Origin of the sequence: Paraburkholderia antibiotica, assembly GCF_012927125.1 — a bacterium.
GTDB classification, from domain to species: domain Bacteria; phylum Pseudomonadota; class Gammaproteobacteria; order Burkholderiales; family Burkholderiaceae; genus Paraburkholderia; species Paraburkholderia antibiotica.
Window position 1 is genome coordinate 19538 of sequence record NZ_JABBFZ010000009.1, and the last position, 14466, is coordinate 34003.

Here is a 14466-nt window from a genome sequence, read left to right on the forward strand (position 1 = left end):
TGTCATCTCCTCTGATTGCGGGTTGCCGTCATGGCCGACGCCGCCGCGCGAAAATCGCCCGGCGACATCTCGTAAGCACGCCTGAACGCGCGATTGAAATCCGACGCGCTATTGAAGCCCCAGCCGTACGCGACGTCGATCACCGGCTTGTGCGGGTAGCGACACAACTCGTCGGCCGCTTCGCGCAGGCGGCGGTTGCGGATATACGCGGCGAGCCCGCCCTCCGGCTCGAACAGGCGGTAAAGCGTCGGCCGCGACAGTTGCGATATCGCGAGCACGCTGTCGACCGTCAGATCGGGCAGCCCGAGATTCGCATCGATATAGCGGCGCGCGCTCGCGAACATCGCGGTGCGTGCCGCCGCGCGCGCATTGCCGGTGAGGCCGTTCTGCCTGCCGAACGCCGCGGCGATCAATAACGCACAGGTGCGGATCGCCTGCTCGGCTTCGAGCGGATTCATCGTGGGCAACCGGCGGCACAGTTCGGCGAGATGCGCGGGAATCATGCGGCCGAGCGGCGTCTGATATTCGATCACGCTGCCATGAATCGACTCCGCTTCCGGCAGCACCGCCTCGATCATGTCGCGCGGCACGAACAGCGCGAGCATGTGGCACGGGCCGCGCACCATCCGCATCGGCTGATTCAGGTCGAGCGCGAGAATGCCGGGCCGCGTTTGCAGCGCGTCGCGCTTCGGATAGAGACCGGTGCTGGTTTCGAACAGGCCGTCGACGGCCACATGAAACACGAACTGGCGCAGGTTATCGGTCGAAATACGCGCGAGCGGGCGCGTCTGCGTAATCGGATCGGTACGGCAATCCATGAATGCCATGCCGCCGACGCGATAACTGTCGATGCTGCCGCGAAAACCGTCGGCGAGTTGCCGCCGCGAAATCGGCACATCGAGAAGATGGCCGACGCGCTCGCGCCACGCGGGCAGTTGCACACGCGGCGCATCGCGATAGGTGTCGAAGTGGCTGTACTCGAAGTCCGCCGGCATGGTGGCGGCTTCGGTCGCCGTGCGGCTGGCTGCCGGATCGGTCGTCAAGGTATCTCCGCCAGTTTCGTCGTAAGCGACTGCATGATAGCGGTACTTCATAGGCCCACGCCAACGGGTCCGACGACGGCGGGCACGGCACGCGAGCGTCCGAGCCGCGCCCCGCGCCCCGTGCGCCGTACCCGCGTCCGGCGATTATCGACCCATCACTTCCACAGCGTCCGGCCGAAGAACGTCAGCGTGCGATCCCACGCCTGCTGCGCCCACACCGGATCGTATTGGGTCTGCGCGATGCGGCCGGGGCCGACCGCGGCTTCGTTGGCGAACGCGTGGCGCGCCAGATAGCGATGAAACTCGAGGTCGACCTTCGCGTCGCCGAGCTTCTTTTCCAGCGCGTCGACGGTGTCGGCCGCGAAGAATTCGTCCTGCAGCGCCCAGTGGCCCATCACCGGCACGTTGATCTTCGACGCGTCGATATAGTCGAGCGGCGGGAAGCCGTACCAGACCACGCCGGCCGTCGCCTCGGGCACGTTGCACAGCGCGAGCAGCGTCAGCGCGCCGCCCATGCAATAGCCGGTCACGCCGACCTTCGCCGAGTGCTGCTTCAGGTACTGGACCGCGCCGCGCACGTCCTGGCTCGCGGCATCGCCGAAATCGAGGCCGCTCATCAGGTGGTGCGCCTCTTCTTCCTCGACCGTCGACTTGCCGCGATACAGATCGGGCACGAGCGCGAAGTAACCGGCCTGCGCGAGGCGATCGGCGACGCCGCGAATCTGGTCGTTCACGCCCCACCATTCCTGAATCACGACGACCGCGGGCGCGCCGGCGGTTTTTTGCGGCTTCGCGAGGTAGCCCTGCAGCTCCTTGCCGTCGGGGCGCTTGAACGTAATCATTGAACCTGCTGGTTGTGTCATCGGTTGCTCCTCTTGTGGACCTCGTAGACGAAACCGCTAGCATAGCGCCAGTGCAAGGAATTCCGCCTTTAGCCGCACCGTGCCGCCTGACGACACGATTGGACGCGATTCACCACGCATCGACGGGCGAATGCGGGCGGATTCAATTCGATGCGTTATTCCAACGGCTAATGTCACGAAAAAAATAATAATTTCATGACAAATGGTTGACGTTTTTCACTTTCACAAATTCGATTAACGACGTTATACTCGCGGCCATGCGTTCTGGTTCACGAGCAGCGATGTTTAGTACCTGCAACGAAACATGCCGTTAGCCGAAGCCATCTGAAAAGCGAAATGAGAAAATGAAGGATCAATAAGCGAAAAGTGAGGAACGTGCGGACCGATAGTCCGCGCGCTCTGGCCGTTGTCTGCTGGCAGCCATGCTGCGCGCCGCTACACGGCCTCATGTTCATGTCTCTCAGGTTCTGGCCAATATCCTCGGACGCCAGAATCTTTAGGCCGACACATTGTGTCGGCCTTTTTTTGTTCGGCAGCCTGATAAATCAAATTCCGCTCAAAGCCGCAAGCAGATTTGTCAAATCATGGACACTTATATCGGAATTGTCCGCATCGTGCTTCGAATTAATACCGGAACTTGAAGTGCATATTTAACTGGCCCATTTAAGCGCTTTTATCCATTTAGTGGGTTGGCGCGCAATCAAAAGCCGGCTATTGCGGGCGGTTGCTCAGAAGCGCTGCAACAGGCCGAATTGCACGCCCGCGACCGGCGCGCCCGGATACGCGACCGGCAGCCCGGTCACGTTCACGCCGCGCAGCGTGAAGCTCGAGTCGTCGTGATTCGCCAGATAGGCGGCGCTGCAATAGAGGAGCAGCGTGCGCGACATGTCGTATTCGACCGCGGCGCTGAACTGGTCCGCGCTGCCGTTGGGGGTCGTGTAGTCGCGTACGTGCGCATAGCCGAGCGCCGCGCGCAGATGAGCGGAAAAGCTGTACTGCGCGGACAGCGAACCGCCCGCGCCGTGATAGACCGGCGTGCCGCCCTCGCCGTTGAAAAACGCCAGCCACACGCGCAGGTTGCCGAAGCCGTAGCTCGCGCCGCCCAGATTCGCGCGCAGCGACCCGGCGCCATGCGTCTGCTGACGCGCATACGACAGATGCAGCGAGTCGAGATGGTAGGACGCGGTCACGTAATAGCCGTCGATGCCATTGCCGTCGTCCTCCGACGGATCGCGCGTCGCCATCATCACGGTCGTGCTGAAGCCGGCGACGCGCGGCGACAGATACGCGATCGCGTTGTTCGCGTACGGCGTGATCTTCGACAGGTTATTGAGTCCCGACGCGATCGTGCCCGCGCCGAAGGCATCGAGATCGCCCTTGAACGGGATATAGATCGGCGAATACTGACGGCCGAAGCGCACCTCGCCCCACGCGCCGGTGGCGCCGATCCACGCCTCGCGGTTGAAGATCGAGCCGGGCGCCTGCGCGGAGCCGTCGGTCGAGCTGAAGCCGTTCTCCAGCGTGAACACGATCGCCGTGCCGTTGCCGAGCGGCTCCGCGCCATGCAGCCCGAGACGCGAGCCGCGAAAGGCGCCCGAGTCGAGCCGTGGGGTCCAGCCGGAGCCGGCGTCGGTGATTTCGAGGCTGGTATCGAACACGCCGTACAGCGAGACGAAGCCGCTATCGATGGACGCGGCGGCGGCGCCCGCGTGGAGCAGCAGCGCGCCGCCGACGAGCGCCGCGCTCAGGCTCGCGTTGAGGCGCGCGCTCGCGGCAGTCTTGCAGTGGCGAGCAGTGTTCGCCAGGGAAATCGGAGCGTGACGCAGGATGAGATTCTCCACGGATACATCGGCAGGTTGTAACGCGAGCGAACTTACCATGTTCGAGCGCGCATGACAGTACTGTTGCACGCAGAGCACCGCCCGCGTCTGTGCACGCTATCTGCGCGCTATCTGTGCGCTATTTGCCGCCGCACGTGTCGTTTTTCGCGCGACGCGTCGTTTCGAATCAGGGAAAACCCGTATAATCCCTCAAGAGGTCAGACAACTTGCGTTGCGTACAATCGCGAGTAGTCCGACCGCTTCTCCTCGTGCAGCGCCCACCCGACACTTCGCCCGCTCCGTGAATTCGACTGCCTCCGCCACGCCCACCGCTCCCACCCTGCCGTTTCGTCACGCGTTATACGCGATGCTCGGCATCGGCCTCGTCAACATGCTGGTCGCGCTCGATCAGACCGTCGTCAGCACCGCGCTGCCGTCGATCGTCGCCGAACTGCACGGCTTCGAATATTTCGCGTGGATCGCGAGCGCGTACCTGCTCGCGTCGGTCGTCACGGTGCCGGTGTTCGGGCGGCTCGGCGACTACTTCGGCCGCAAACGCTTCGTGATCGCCGCGGTGATCACGTTCACGCTCGCGTCGGTGCTGTGCGGGCTCGCGAACAGCATGCTGTTTCTGGCGATCGCGCGCGGCCTGCAAGGCATCGGCGGCGGGATGATGGTCGGCACCGCGTTCGCGTCGATCCCCGATCTGTTTCCCGATCCGCGCACCCGCGTGCGCTGGCAGGTGGTGCTGGCCGCCGCGTACGGGATCGGCACCGCCGCCGGGCCGTCGCTCGGCGGCTGGATGAGCGAGCACCTCGGCTGGCGCTCCACGTTTCTCGTCAACCTGCCGGTCGGCGCGGCGGCGCTCTATTTCATCTGGGCGCATCTGCCGAATTTCCGCCGCCCGCACGAAGGCGAGGTGAAGATCGACTGGCTCGGCGCGGGACTCGTCGCGGCCGTGCTCGGCGGTCTGCAGGCGTTTATCGAAGCGGTGCCGAAGCACGGTCTCACCGCCGGCAACCTGGTGCTCGGCGCGTGCGTGATCGTCGGTGCAATCGCGCTCTATGCCTGCGAAAAACGCGCGACCCACCCAATCCTCCCGCTCGACCTGTTCAAGGACGCGCAGCTCGTCACGCTGTTCACGCTCGGCATGCTGTCCGGCTTCGTAATGTTCTCGCTGATCTTCTTCGCGCCGCTGCTACTGCAAGGCGGCTTCGGCCTGTCGCCGCAGCAGGCCGGCCTGCTCGCGACGCCGATCGCCGCGTGCATCGCGCTCGGCAGTCTGCTGAATACGCGCATCGTGATTCACATGAAGAAGCCGACGCGCATTCTGACGATCGGCTTCGCCCTGCTGATGTTCGCATCGATCGCGCTCGCGTTCGCCAATCCAGACACGCCGCATCTGCGCATCGTGCTGCCGATGGGCGCGGTCGGCATCGGCCTCGGCTTCATCCTGAACAACCTGAACATCTTCGGCCAGGAGATCGCCGGGCGCGAACGCTTCGGCATCACGACGGCACTGCTGCAATCGACGCGCATGGTCGGCGGCATGCTCGGCACCAGCATTGTCGCGACGGTCGTGTCGCATCACTACCGCAACGTCGTCACGCGCACGATGAACGTGCTCGGCGAGCCGGCCGCGTCGCAATGGCAGCCGCGCTTCGCCGATCTGCGCATCCTGATCGACGACGCGTCGCGCGCGCAGCTCGTCGCGGATATGAAAACGTCGGGACTCAATACGCTGGCGCTGCTCGATAGCGCGCGCGACGCGCTGGTGCAGTCGATCCATATCGGCGTATGGTTAACGGCGGTGGCATCGCTCGCGGCCGCGCTGCTGGTGCAGCGGATTTCGCACGTGGTGTTTCGCAAGGGATAAGAAGACGAGCGGGACGGGTCCACGCCGTTCGATAGAGCCCGCTTTCGTTGATGACTTGACGTTGATGGCTTGAATTAGCGGATCTGACATGCACAGTTATCCGAAGATCGAGCAGGTGGACTTGCCCCCGGCCTCCCGGCTCAGTTCGTCGTACGGCCAGGCCGATTTCGCAGACGCATTCTCGGTGGACCTGGCGGAAACCGCCGCCGACGACGCAGCGTCTCTCGCCCGGCACGCGTTTGCAAAACAACCCGAGTGGATCGCGCTGCTGGTGAAATTCCGCGACCTCCTCGTCTGGCCGCTCGGCCTGAAGCGATCCGTTGATCTGCTGGCGAGGCAAGCCAACGTAGACGAGCGGATCAGCTTTTTTCGGGTATTCGAACGACATGATCACGAGGTCGTTCTCGGCGAAAACGACAAGCACCTCGATTTCCGTGTGTCGGTGCTCGTGCAGCCGGCCTCTCAAGGTCGATCTCGCCGCCTGATACTGACGACGCTTGTTTTCTACAATCGTCCGCTGGGGCGCGCCTATATTGCGTTGATCGCGCCTTTCCACCGGAGGGTGGTGCGAGCCACGCTCGATCGGGCTCAGCAAGTCGGATGGCCGACCGCGTAATGGCAATCCGTCTGCTTTCCTGAGCGGAAATTCCCAGCCAGCAATGCAAACGCCCCTTTTTCAAGGGGCGCTAAAACCTTCCGGCTGAAATACGCCAAAGAGCCCGCTAGAGCTTCCGGCGCATTCTCAACACATTCACCGCACCAGGCACGGCTTCCTGTTATCGAATTTCCAGTTCGGAATCAGATATTGCATCGCCACGCCGTCGTCGCGCGCGCCGAGGCCGTGCTGCTGATACAGCGCGTGCGCCTTCTCCAGCGCGTCCATATCCAGCTCGACGCCAAGACCAGGCTTCTGCGGCACCTTGACCTTGCCGCCGACGATCTGCAACGGCGCCTGAGTCAGGAATTGCCCGTCCTGCCAGATCCAGTGCGTATCGATCGCGGTGATCTTGCCCGGCGCGGCGGCCGCGACGTGCGTGAACATCGCCAGCGAAATGTCGAAGTGGTTGTTCGAATGCGAACCCCACGTGAGGCCCCAGTCGTTACACATCTGCGCGACCCGCACCGAACCCTGCATGGTCCAGAAATGCGGATCGGCGAGCGGAATGTCGACCGATTGCAACTGGATCGCGTGACCCATCTGGCGCCAGTCGGTTGCGATCATGTTGGTCGCCGTCGGCAGGCCGGTCGAACGGCGGAACTCGGCCATCACTTCGCGGCCCGAGTAGCCATTCTCCGCGCCGCACGGATCTTCCGCATACGCGAGCACGTCGTGCTGGTCGCGGCACAGACGCACCGCTTCCGCGAGCGACCATGCGCCGTTCGGGTCGAGCGTCACGCGTGCTTCGGGGAAGCGCTCGGCCAGCGCCGTCACCGCTTCGATCTCGGCGTCGCCTGGCAGCACGCCGCCCTTCAGCTTGAAGTCGTTGAAACCGTAGCGCGCCTTCGCGGCCTCGGCGAGACGCACGACCGCTTCCGGCGTCATCGCTTCTTCGGTGCGCACTCGCTCCCAGTCGTCGCGCGCGCCGGCGTTGTTCGCGTACGGCAGATCGGTCCTGTTGCGATCGCCGATATAGAACAGGTAGCCGAGCATTTCCACTTCGTCGCGTTGCTGGCCTTCGCCGAGCAGCGCCGCGACCGGCACGCCGAGGTGCTGGCCGAGCAGGTCGAGCAGCGCCGCTTCGAGCGCGGTGACCGCGTGAATCGTCGTGCGCAGATCGAAAGTCTGCAGGCCGCGGCCGCCCGCGTCGCGATCGGCGAATTGCGTGCGCACCTTGTTGAGGATCGCCTGCAGATTGCCGATCGACTGGCCGACCACGAACGGCCGCGCGTCGTCGATAGTCTTGCGGATGTTCTCGCCGCCCGGCACTTCGCCGACGCCGGTGTGGCCCGCGCTGTCCTTCAGGATCACGATGTTGCGCGTGAAGAACGGACCATGCGCGCCGCTCAGATTCATCAGCATGCTGTCGCGGCCGGCGACGGGCACGACGCGCAGTTCGGTGACGATCGGCGTGGCGTTCGATTCGGTAGGTTTCGTGGTCATGGAAAAAGCACCTGTGTGATGAAATGAGCCGGCCGGCTCGAGCAGCGGCGCAGCATGCGCGCGCTCGACCGGACCGGATAAGAATTTCAGAAACAGCGACGGCCGCCTGCGAGCCGTCAGTGTAGTCAATGTGCGTTGCCTCGCAGCGACTCCGGCAGCGGTTCGCGGTTAGCCGGCTTGTTGCGGGTCAGGAAACCAGCCGCCGCCGCGAGCAGCGACGCGACGCCGAGCCCATACAGACCGCCGGTGATCGAGCCGGTGTGCTGCTGCAGATAGCCGAAAGTGGCCGGCGCGAAAAAGCCGCCGAGGTTGCCGATCGAATTGATCAGCGCGAGCACGCCGGCGGCGACGCGCGCATCGAGATAGCCCTGCGGAATCGGCCAGAACAGCGACGACGCGGCCTTGAAACCGATCGCCGAAAAGCAGATCGCGACGAACGAAAACACTGGGTTGCCCGAGGTCGACGCGAACAGCCCGACCGCCGCGATCACCAGCGCGAGCGCCATCCAGCCCTGCTGGAAGCGCCATTTCGCCGACACCACCGCGAAGCCGTACATCGCGACCATCGAGATCAACCAGGGAATCGCGTTGAACATGCCGACCTCGAAGTCGGACAGGCCGCCCATCTTGCGGATGATCGTCGGCAGCCAGAAAGTGGCCGCGTAGATGGTCAGCTGGATCGCGAAGTAGAGGAAGCAGAACAGCACGATCTGCGGATCCTTGAGCAGCTTCATGGTCGGCAGATGCGCGCCGCCGTGCGCTTCGCGCTCGCTTTGCTCGGCCGCGATGGACTGCGCGAGCACGCGCTTTTCGTCGGCGCTGAGCCAGTGCGCGTCGCGGATGTGCGACTTCAGCAGCAGCCAGCTGACGACACACAGCACGATCGAGAAACCGCCTTCGATCAGGAACATCCACTGCCAGCCCTGCAGGCCGAAACCGCGAATCGACAGCAGCGAGCCGGTGATCGGGCCGGACAGCACCGACGCGAGCGCCGAGCCGGACAGAAAGATCGCGATCGCCTTGCCGCGCTCTTTCTGCGGCAGCCACTGCGTGAAGTAAAAGACCACGCCGGGAAAGAAGCCGGCTTCGGCGACGCCGAGCAGGAAGCGCAGCACGTAGAACGACGTGTCGTTCCACACGAACGCCATCGCGCCCGCGACGAGCCCCCACGTGCCCATGATCCGCGTGAGCCACGCGCGCGCGCCGAACTTCTGCATCAGCACGTTCGACGGCACCTCGAATAGCGCGTAGCCGATGAAGAACAGACCGCTGCCCAGCCCGTACGCGGCCGCGCCGATGCCGAGATCGGCCTTCATATGCGCGTTGACAAAGCCGATGTTCACGCGGTCGATATAGTTCGCGATGAACATGATCAGGAACAGCGGCAGCACATTGCGCTTCACTTTCGCGACCGCGGATTCGAGCGGATCGAGCGCGGCGGACAGGGTCGAGGTCAAGATGTGTCTCCGGGATCGGTTACGTGACATCTGATATGTTGTCTGATGACAGTCTACCTTGATGTTTTGCCGGAATCCAATTGGGTGTTTACCCTGCACATTCTTTTTATTATTTAGGCTTATACGGCGTGTTTCGTGGTTTTACATGGCTGACACCGCCGTTGAACTAGGACGTCTGATGACATAAAATTCTCCTGTACAACGTCCCGACTTGGCAACCGGAGCGACAACGGCTCGTCCACACAATCGGCGCGGCCCTCGCAGCACCGAACCCACTTCGGCGACGGCCAGCTCGCGCGCCGGGCTCAAGCCGCGCACAACCCGCCGATCCCCCGTAAAAATAGGCCGCCCTCCTGCCGTCGAAGCAGGCAAATCGAGTAAAGTCCTGTGCGATACTTTGCGGGCAATCAGTCAACCAGCCACAAAAATGAGCAGCCTAACTGAGAAGGTGGTGGCCACCCTTTCCGACGAAATCCGCCGCGGGGCGCTAAGGCCAGGCGACCGCATTCCCACCGAAGTCGCGATGATGAAGCAGCTCTCCGTGAGCCGCTCGGTCGTCCGCGAGGCGATTTCGCGTTTGCAGGCGGCCAAGGTCGTCGAGACGCGTCACGGCATCGGCACGTTCGTGCTCGCGCCGGCCACCGAAAAACCGATGCAACTGCCCGCCGCCGACCTGTCGAGCATGCTCGACGTGATGGCGATCATCGAATTCCGAATCGATGTCGAAGCGGCCGCGGCCGCGCTCGCGGCGGCGCGGCGCACCGAGCAGAACCTCAAGCAGATCCGCACCGCGCTCGAGCGCTTCGAATCGGAACTCGAGCGCGGCAGCACCGACACGCTCGCGCACGACATCGAATTCCATCTGCAGATCGCGCGAGCAAGCGGCAACCGTTATTTCTTCGACGTGCTGAGCCAGCTCGGCCGCTCGGTCAGCCCGCGCACGCGGCTCGGCTCGGCCGAGATCGCCGAGCTCGACCATATCGAGGTGCTGCGCAACGTGCTCGGCGAGCACCAGATGATCTATCGCGCGATCGAGCGCCAGGACGCCGACGATGCACGCGCCGCGATGCGCATGCATCTGAGCAATAGCCGCGAACGGCTGCGCCGCGCGCACGAGTTGACCCGGGCCGGGGCATGACGGCGTGATGGCGTGACGGCATAACCGGCCGGACGAAAACCGGTCGATCGCGACGGCCGGCACTCCGTCGGCCACGTCCGCTCACTCCCCCACGTCGAGATCCAGCAGCGCCGAGCTCAGCGATTTGCCATGCGCATCGAGCGCGAGCGACCGCGTGACGCCGCCGCCGAGCGCATCGCCCAGCACGAAGTTGAACGCCGCAATGCCCGGCAACTCATGCCGCACCACCTCGCCACGCACCACCTCGCGCAGATGCGCCTTGACGCGCTCGGGCGTCAGCACCGCGCGCAGCCGCTCGTAATCGCCCGCATCGTGGCAGATCACCGAGACGTTGAGCGTATTGCCCTTGTCGCCGGTGCGCGAGTGGGCCAGTTCACGTAGTTTCATCTCAAGCCTCCACCAGCGAGAAAGCCGGCGTCGCATGCTCGCGCGGCAGCAGCACCGATTGCACCGCGACCACCTCGCGCGCCGACTTCGTCACACCGCCGCCGCCCGCCGGTCCGTTCGTATACAGCGTCTCGACCTCGTTGCCGACGCGCACCGCCTCCGCGAGCGAGGTCGTGCGCCCCGCCACGCGCGCGCGCACTTCGTACGGCTCGCCCTGACCGGCCGCCACCGCGTCGCCATACAACGCGTTCACGCCGATCAGATCGAAACGCAGCTCGCGTGTCTCGACGCCCGTCTGCGCGAGCCGTTCACGCACGATGTCGAGCGCGAGCCGCGCCCGCGCGAGCGCGCCGGGACCGCCGTAGGAAATCTGTCCTTCGCCGATATAGCCGTCGAAGTACGCGACCGACACCTTCAGCGTATCCGTGCGCTCGGTACCATGGCCACCGGTGACGCGCACGCGGTCCGGCGCTTCCTGCGCGATGCGCACCTGCGAAAAATCGGCGACCACGTCGGGCTGCAGATAACGGCGCGGATCGTGGATCTCGTACAGCAACTGCTCCTTGCAGGTTGCTTCGGTGACGAGCCCGCCGCTTTGCGCGAGCTTCGTGATCACCACGGAACCATCCTGCGCCACTTCGGCGATCGGGAAACCGAGCCGCGCGAGATTCGGCACGTCCTTGAAGCCGGGGTCCGCGAAATAGCCGCCGGTGATCTGCCCCGCGCATTCGAGCAGGTGGCCGATCACGGTCGCCTGACCGAGCATCGGCCAGTCGTCCATGCGCCAGCCGAACTCGTGGATCAGCGGCGCGACGAACAGCGACGGATCGGCAACGCGTCCGGTCAGCACGATCTGCGCGCCGGCCGCGAGCGCCGCGACGATGCCGTCCGCGCCGAGATACGCATTCGCCGAGATCAGCCGGTCCGCATACGCGGCCACCGCGTCGCCCGATTCGACGAAATGGAAATCGCCCGCGCGGACGACGTCGAGCACCTCATCGCCGGTGACAGCGGCGATCTTCAGGCCGCCGAGACCCAGCTCGCGCGCGATCCGCGCGGTCATGCGCGCCGCCGCGAGCGGATTGGCCGCGCCCATGTTCGACACGATGCGCACGCCGTTGCGCGCCGCGACGGGCAGCACCGCGCGCATGCGCGCTTCGAGCAGCGGATCGTAGCCGAGCTCCGGGTCCTTGCTGCGCGCCTGCTGCGCGATCGCGATCGTGCGTTCGGCGAGGCATTCGAACACCAGATAGTCGAGCTGGCCGTGCGCGGCGAGTTCGAGCGCGGGTTCGATGCGGTCGCCCGAGTAGCCCGCACCCGCGCCGATGCGCACGATGCGTCGGGATTCAGTGGTTGTCATGATGCTTGCGTCCGTTCAATGAGGCTCAAAGCGGAAAGATCCCGAGCACGACGCACGCGATCGTCATCACGACCGACGCGCCGAACAGCAAGGGAAACGTGAATCGTTGATGATCGGCCAGATCGATGCCGCACAGGCCGACCACGAGGAAGGTCGCGGGCGTCAGCGGGCTGACCGGAAAGCCGGTCGTCATCTGCCCGAGCAACGCGGCCTGGCCGACGTGCACCGCGGGCACGCCGAGCTGGCCCGCCACTTCCGCGATCACCGGTAGTACGCCGAAATAAAACGAGTCGGGATCGAACAGCATGCTGAGCGGCATCGACAGCAGGCCGAGCACGATCGGGATATGGCTCGCCATCGCGGGCGGCACGAAACCGACCGCCGCCTGCGCCATCGCCTTCAGCATGCCACTGCCCTGCATCACGCCGGTGAACACGCCGGCCGCGAGCAGGATGCCGGCCATCATCAGCGCGGCGCGCGCATGCGCGTCGATCCGTTTGCGCTGCATGTCGACGTTCGGATAGTTGACCATCAGCGCGATGCACAGACCCACCATGAACATGATGGCGGGCGGAATCTTTTCGCCCATCACGACCATCGTGCCGAGCACGATCAGCGTCAGCACGATGTTGAACCAGAAGTTTTGCGGGCGGCGCAGCGCCTGTTCCTCCGGCGTCAGTTCGCGCTGGGGCATCGGCGCGTTGCCGCTCGCGGCGGTGAGGCCGAGGCGCTTCTCCTCGCGCCGCCCGAGCCAGTACGCCATCGAGAACACGAACACGAGGCCGATCGCCTGCACCGGAATCAGCGGATTGAACAGCGCCGAGATCGGCAGATGCAGCGACGCCGACGCGCGGATCATCGGCCCCGTCCACGGCAGGAAGTTGATGCCGGCCGCCATCGAAACCGCCGCGGCCAGCACGCGCCGGTCCATCTTCAGGCGGTCGTAGAGCGGCAGCATCGCGGGAATCGTGACGAGAAAGCAGACGGCGCCGGAGCCGTCGAGATGGATCAGCAGCGCGAGCAGCGTGGTGCCCATCACGATGCGCGTGGGCCGCGTGCCGACCGCGCGCAGGATACGCTCGATGATCGGGTCGAGCGTGCCGGCGTCGGTGATCGTGCCGAAGTACAGGATCGCGAACACGAACATGCAGACGACGGGCGCGAGGCTCTTCAGACCGTCGATCACGAACTTGCTCGTCTGCAGGCCGAAGCCGCCGAGCAGCGACGCCGCGAGCGGCACGAGGATCAGCGCGACGAGCGGCGACATGCGTTTGGACAGGATCGCGCCGAGCAGCACGACGATGGTGGCCAGCCCCAGCAATGGCAGCATGAGCTTGTCTCCAGGTTGTTTTTTAATGCGATCGAGCGTAAGTTCTGCGCAGCAATAAAACAATTGAAATGAATTGATTGCAGCAATCACAAATCATCATGGATCTGAATCTGCGGGACATCCGCGCGTTTATCGCGGTCGCGCAAACGGGCAGCTTCACGCGCGCGGCCGCGCGGTTGCATCTGTCGCAACCGGCGTTGACGGTGCAGATTCGCCGGCTCGAGGAGACGGTCGGCCTGCGGCTGTTCGATCGCAACAGCCGCAACGTCGCGCTGACGCCGACCGGTCGCGAGTTGCTGCCGGTGCTGCAGAAATCGCTGCACGACATGGAGCACGTGCTGCTCGATGCGCGCGCGCTCGGCGAAGGCGCGAGCGGCACGGTACGCATCGCGTGTCTGCCGACCTTCGCGGCGAGCGTGCTGCCCGAACTCGTGCAGGCGCTGAGAAAAGCGGTGCCGCGCGTCGGCTTCGAGGTGCGCGACGTGGTCGCGAGCATGGTCAACACGCTGGTGCGCAGCGAGGAAGCGGATATCGGGCTGACCGGCGGCGAGTTGACCGACAGCGGGCTGGACGTGCTGTATGAAGGGATCGACCGGCTCGTCGCGGTGTTGCCGAAACAGCACGCGCTCGCGCGGCGGCGCCGGCCCGTCACGCTCGCCGATCTGGCGAACGAGCCGCTCGTGCTGACCGCGCAGGGCACCAGCGTGCGCGCGGTCGTCGACAGCGCGTTCGCCGACGCGCAATGCGTGCCGCGCATCGCCTGCGAGCCGACCTACATGATGAGCGCGGTCGCGATGGCGCGCGCCGGGCTCGGCATCACGATCCTGCCGGCGTCGGCGCGTGAGGTCCGCGCGGAGCCCGAACTGGTCGCGCGACCGATCGACGAAGCTGCGTTCACGCGACGCATCGCGCTGATCAGAAAGCGCGGCACAACCCTGCCGCCGGTCACCGAGACCTTCGTCGGGATGTTGATCGAACGGCTCGGCGAGGATGCCGCCGTCGAATAGACACCCATGACGTGATACAACTGCGGTTGCGACATCCCCCTTGCGATACCGAGCCGCCCGCGGCGTGACGTAGCACGAGGTGCA

Annotated in this window: 12 protein-coding genes; 4 read left to right on the plus strand and 8 right to left on the minus strand. The window is 64.8% G+C overall.

Annotated elements, in window-relative coordinates:
- Positions 1 to 2 precede the first annotated feature (2 nt).
- From HHL14_RS16320 to HHL14_RS16330, 3 genes are all read right to left on the minus strand, one after another.
- The gene (locus HHL14_RS16320) at positions 3 to 1043 is read right to left on the minus strand and encodes a helix-turn-helix domain-containing protein (RefSeq protein WP_230413074.1); all 1041 of its coding nucleotides are present in this window, start codon (positions 1041 to 1043) and stop codon (positions 3 to 5) included.
- Positions 1044 to 1198: 155 nt separating this feature from the next.
- Positions 1199 to 1906 carry a dienelactone hydrolase family protein gene (locus HHL14_RS16325; RefSeq protein WP_169498653.1) on the minus strand — a complete coding sequence of 236 codons (708 nt, stop codon included), beginning with the start codon at positions 1904 to 1906 and terminating at the stop codon, positions 1199 to 1201.
- A gap of 728 nt (positions 1907 to 2634) precedes the next feature.
- Positions 2635 to 3747 carry a porin gene (locus HHL14_RS16330; protein WP_407945288.1) on the minus strand — a complete coding sequence of 371 codons (1113 nt, stop codon included), beginning with the start codon at positions 3745 to 3747 and terminating at the stop codon, positions 2635 to 2637.
- 346 nt (positions 3748 to 4093) lie between these two features.
- On the opposite strand from HHL14_RS16330, the gene HHL14_RS16335 reads away from it, so the two are divergent.
- Together HHL14_RS16335 and HHL14_RS16340 are read left to right on the plus strand one after the other, a co-directional pair.
- Entirely contained in the window at positions 4094 to 5602 is a 1509-nt protein-coding gene (locus HHL14_RS16335) for an MFS transporter (protein WP_169498840.1), read from the plus strand.
- A gap of 88 nt (positions 5603 to 5690) precedes the next feature.
- Entirely contained in the window at positions 5691 to 6218 is a 528-nt protein-coding gene (locus HHL14_RS16340) for a DUF2867 domain-containing protein (RefSeq protein ID WP_169498655.1), read from the plus strand.
- Between the two features lie 135 nt (positions 6219 to 6353).
- Here the strand turns inward: HHL14_RS16340 and gudD are convergent, their stop codons facing one another.
- Both gudD and HHL14_RS16350 read right to left on the minus strand, forming a co-directional pair.
- Positions 6354 to 7703, minus strand: a complete 1350-nt coding sequence (gene gudD, locus HHL14_RS16345) for a glucarate dehydratase (RefSeq protein ID WP_169498656.1) — start codon at positions 7701 to 7703, stop codon at positions 6354 to 6356.
- A 125-nt stretch (positions 7704 to 7828) separates the two neighbouring features.
- Entirely contained in the window at positions 7829 to 9160 is a 1332-nt protein-coding gene (locus HHL14_RS16350) for an MFS transporter (RefSeq protein WP_169498657.1), read from the minus strand.
- Positions 9161 to 9587: 427 nt separating this feature from the next.
- Between HHL14_RS16350 and HHL14_RS16355 the strand changes: the two genes are divergently transcribed.
- The gene (locus tag HHL14_RS16355) at positions 9588 to 10298 is read left to right on the plus strand and encodes a FadR/GntR family transcriptional regulator (RefSeq protein WP_169498658.1); all 711 of its coding nucleotides are present in this window, start codon (positions 9588 to 9590) and stop codon (positions 10296 to 10298) included.
- An 81-nt stretch (positions 10299 to 10379) separates the two neighbouring features.
- Here HHL14_RS16355 and HHL14_RS16360 read toward each other — a convergent pair whose 3' ends face one another.
- The 3 genes from HHL14_RS16360 to HHL14_RS16370 are packed head-to-tail and all read right to left on the minus strand — an operon-like array spanning position 10380 to position 13375.
- Complete coding sequence (locus HHL14_RS16360) at positions 10380 to 10685, minus strand: AtuA-related protein (RefSeq protein ID WP_169498659.1); 306 nt, start codon at positions 10683 to 10685, stop codon at positions 10380 to 10382.
- A 1-nt stretch (position 10686) separates the two neighbouring features.
- The gene (locus HHL14_RS16365; RefSeq protein WP_169498660.1) at positions 10687 to 12045 is read right to left on the minus strand and encodes an acyclic terpene utilization AtuA family protein; all 1359 of its coding nucleotides are present in this window, start codon (positions 12043 to 12045) and stop codon (positions 10687 to 10689) included.
- Positions 12046 to 12070: 25 nt separating this feature from the next.
- On the minus strand, positions 12071 to 13375 hold the full coding sequence (locus HHL14_RS16370) for a CitMHS family transporter (RefSeq protein ID WP_169498661.1): 1305 nt from the start codon (positions 13373 to 13375) through the stop codon (positions 12071 to 12073).
- A gap of 98 nt (positions 13376 to 13473) precedes the next feature.
- Here HHL14_RS16370 and HHL14_RS16375 point away from each other — a divergent pair, with 98 nt between their 5' ends.
- Entirely contained in the window at positions 13474 to 14382 is a 909-nt protein-coding gene (locus HHL14_RS16375) for a LysR family transcriptional regulator (protein WP_169498662.1), read from the plus strand.
- Positions 14383 to 14466 lie beyond the last annotated feature (84 nt).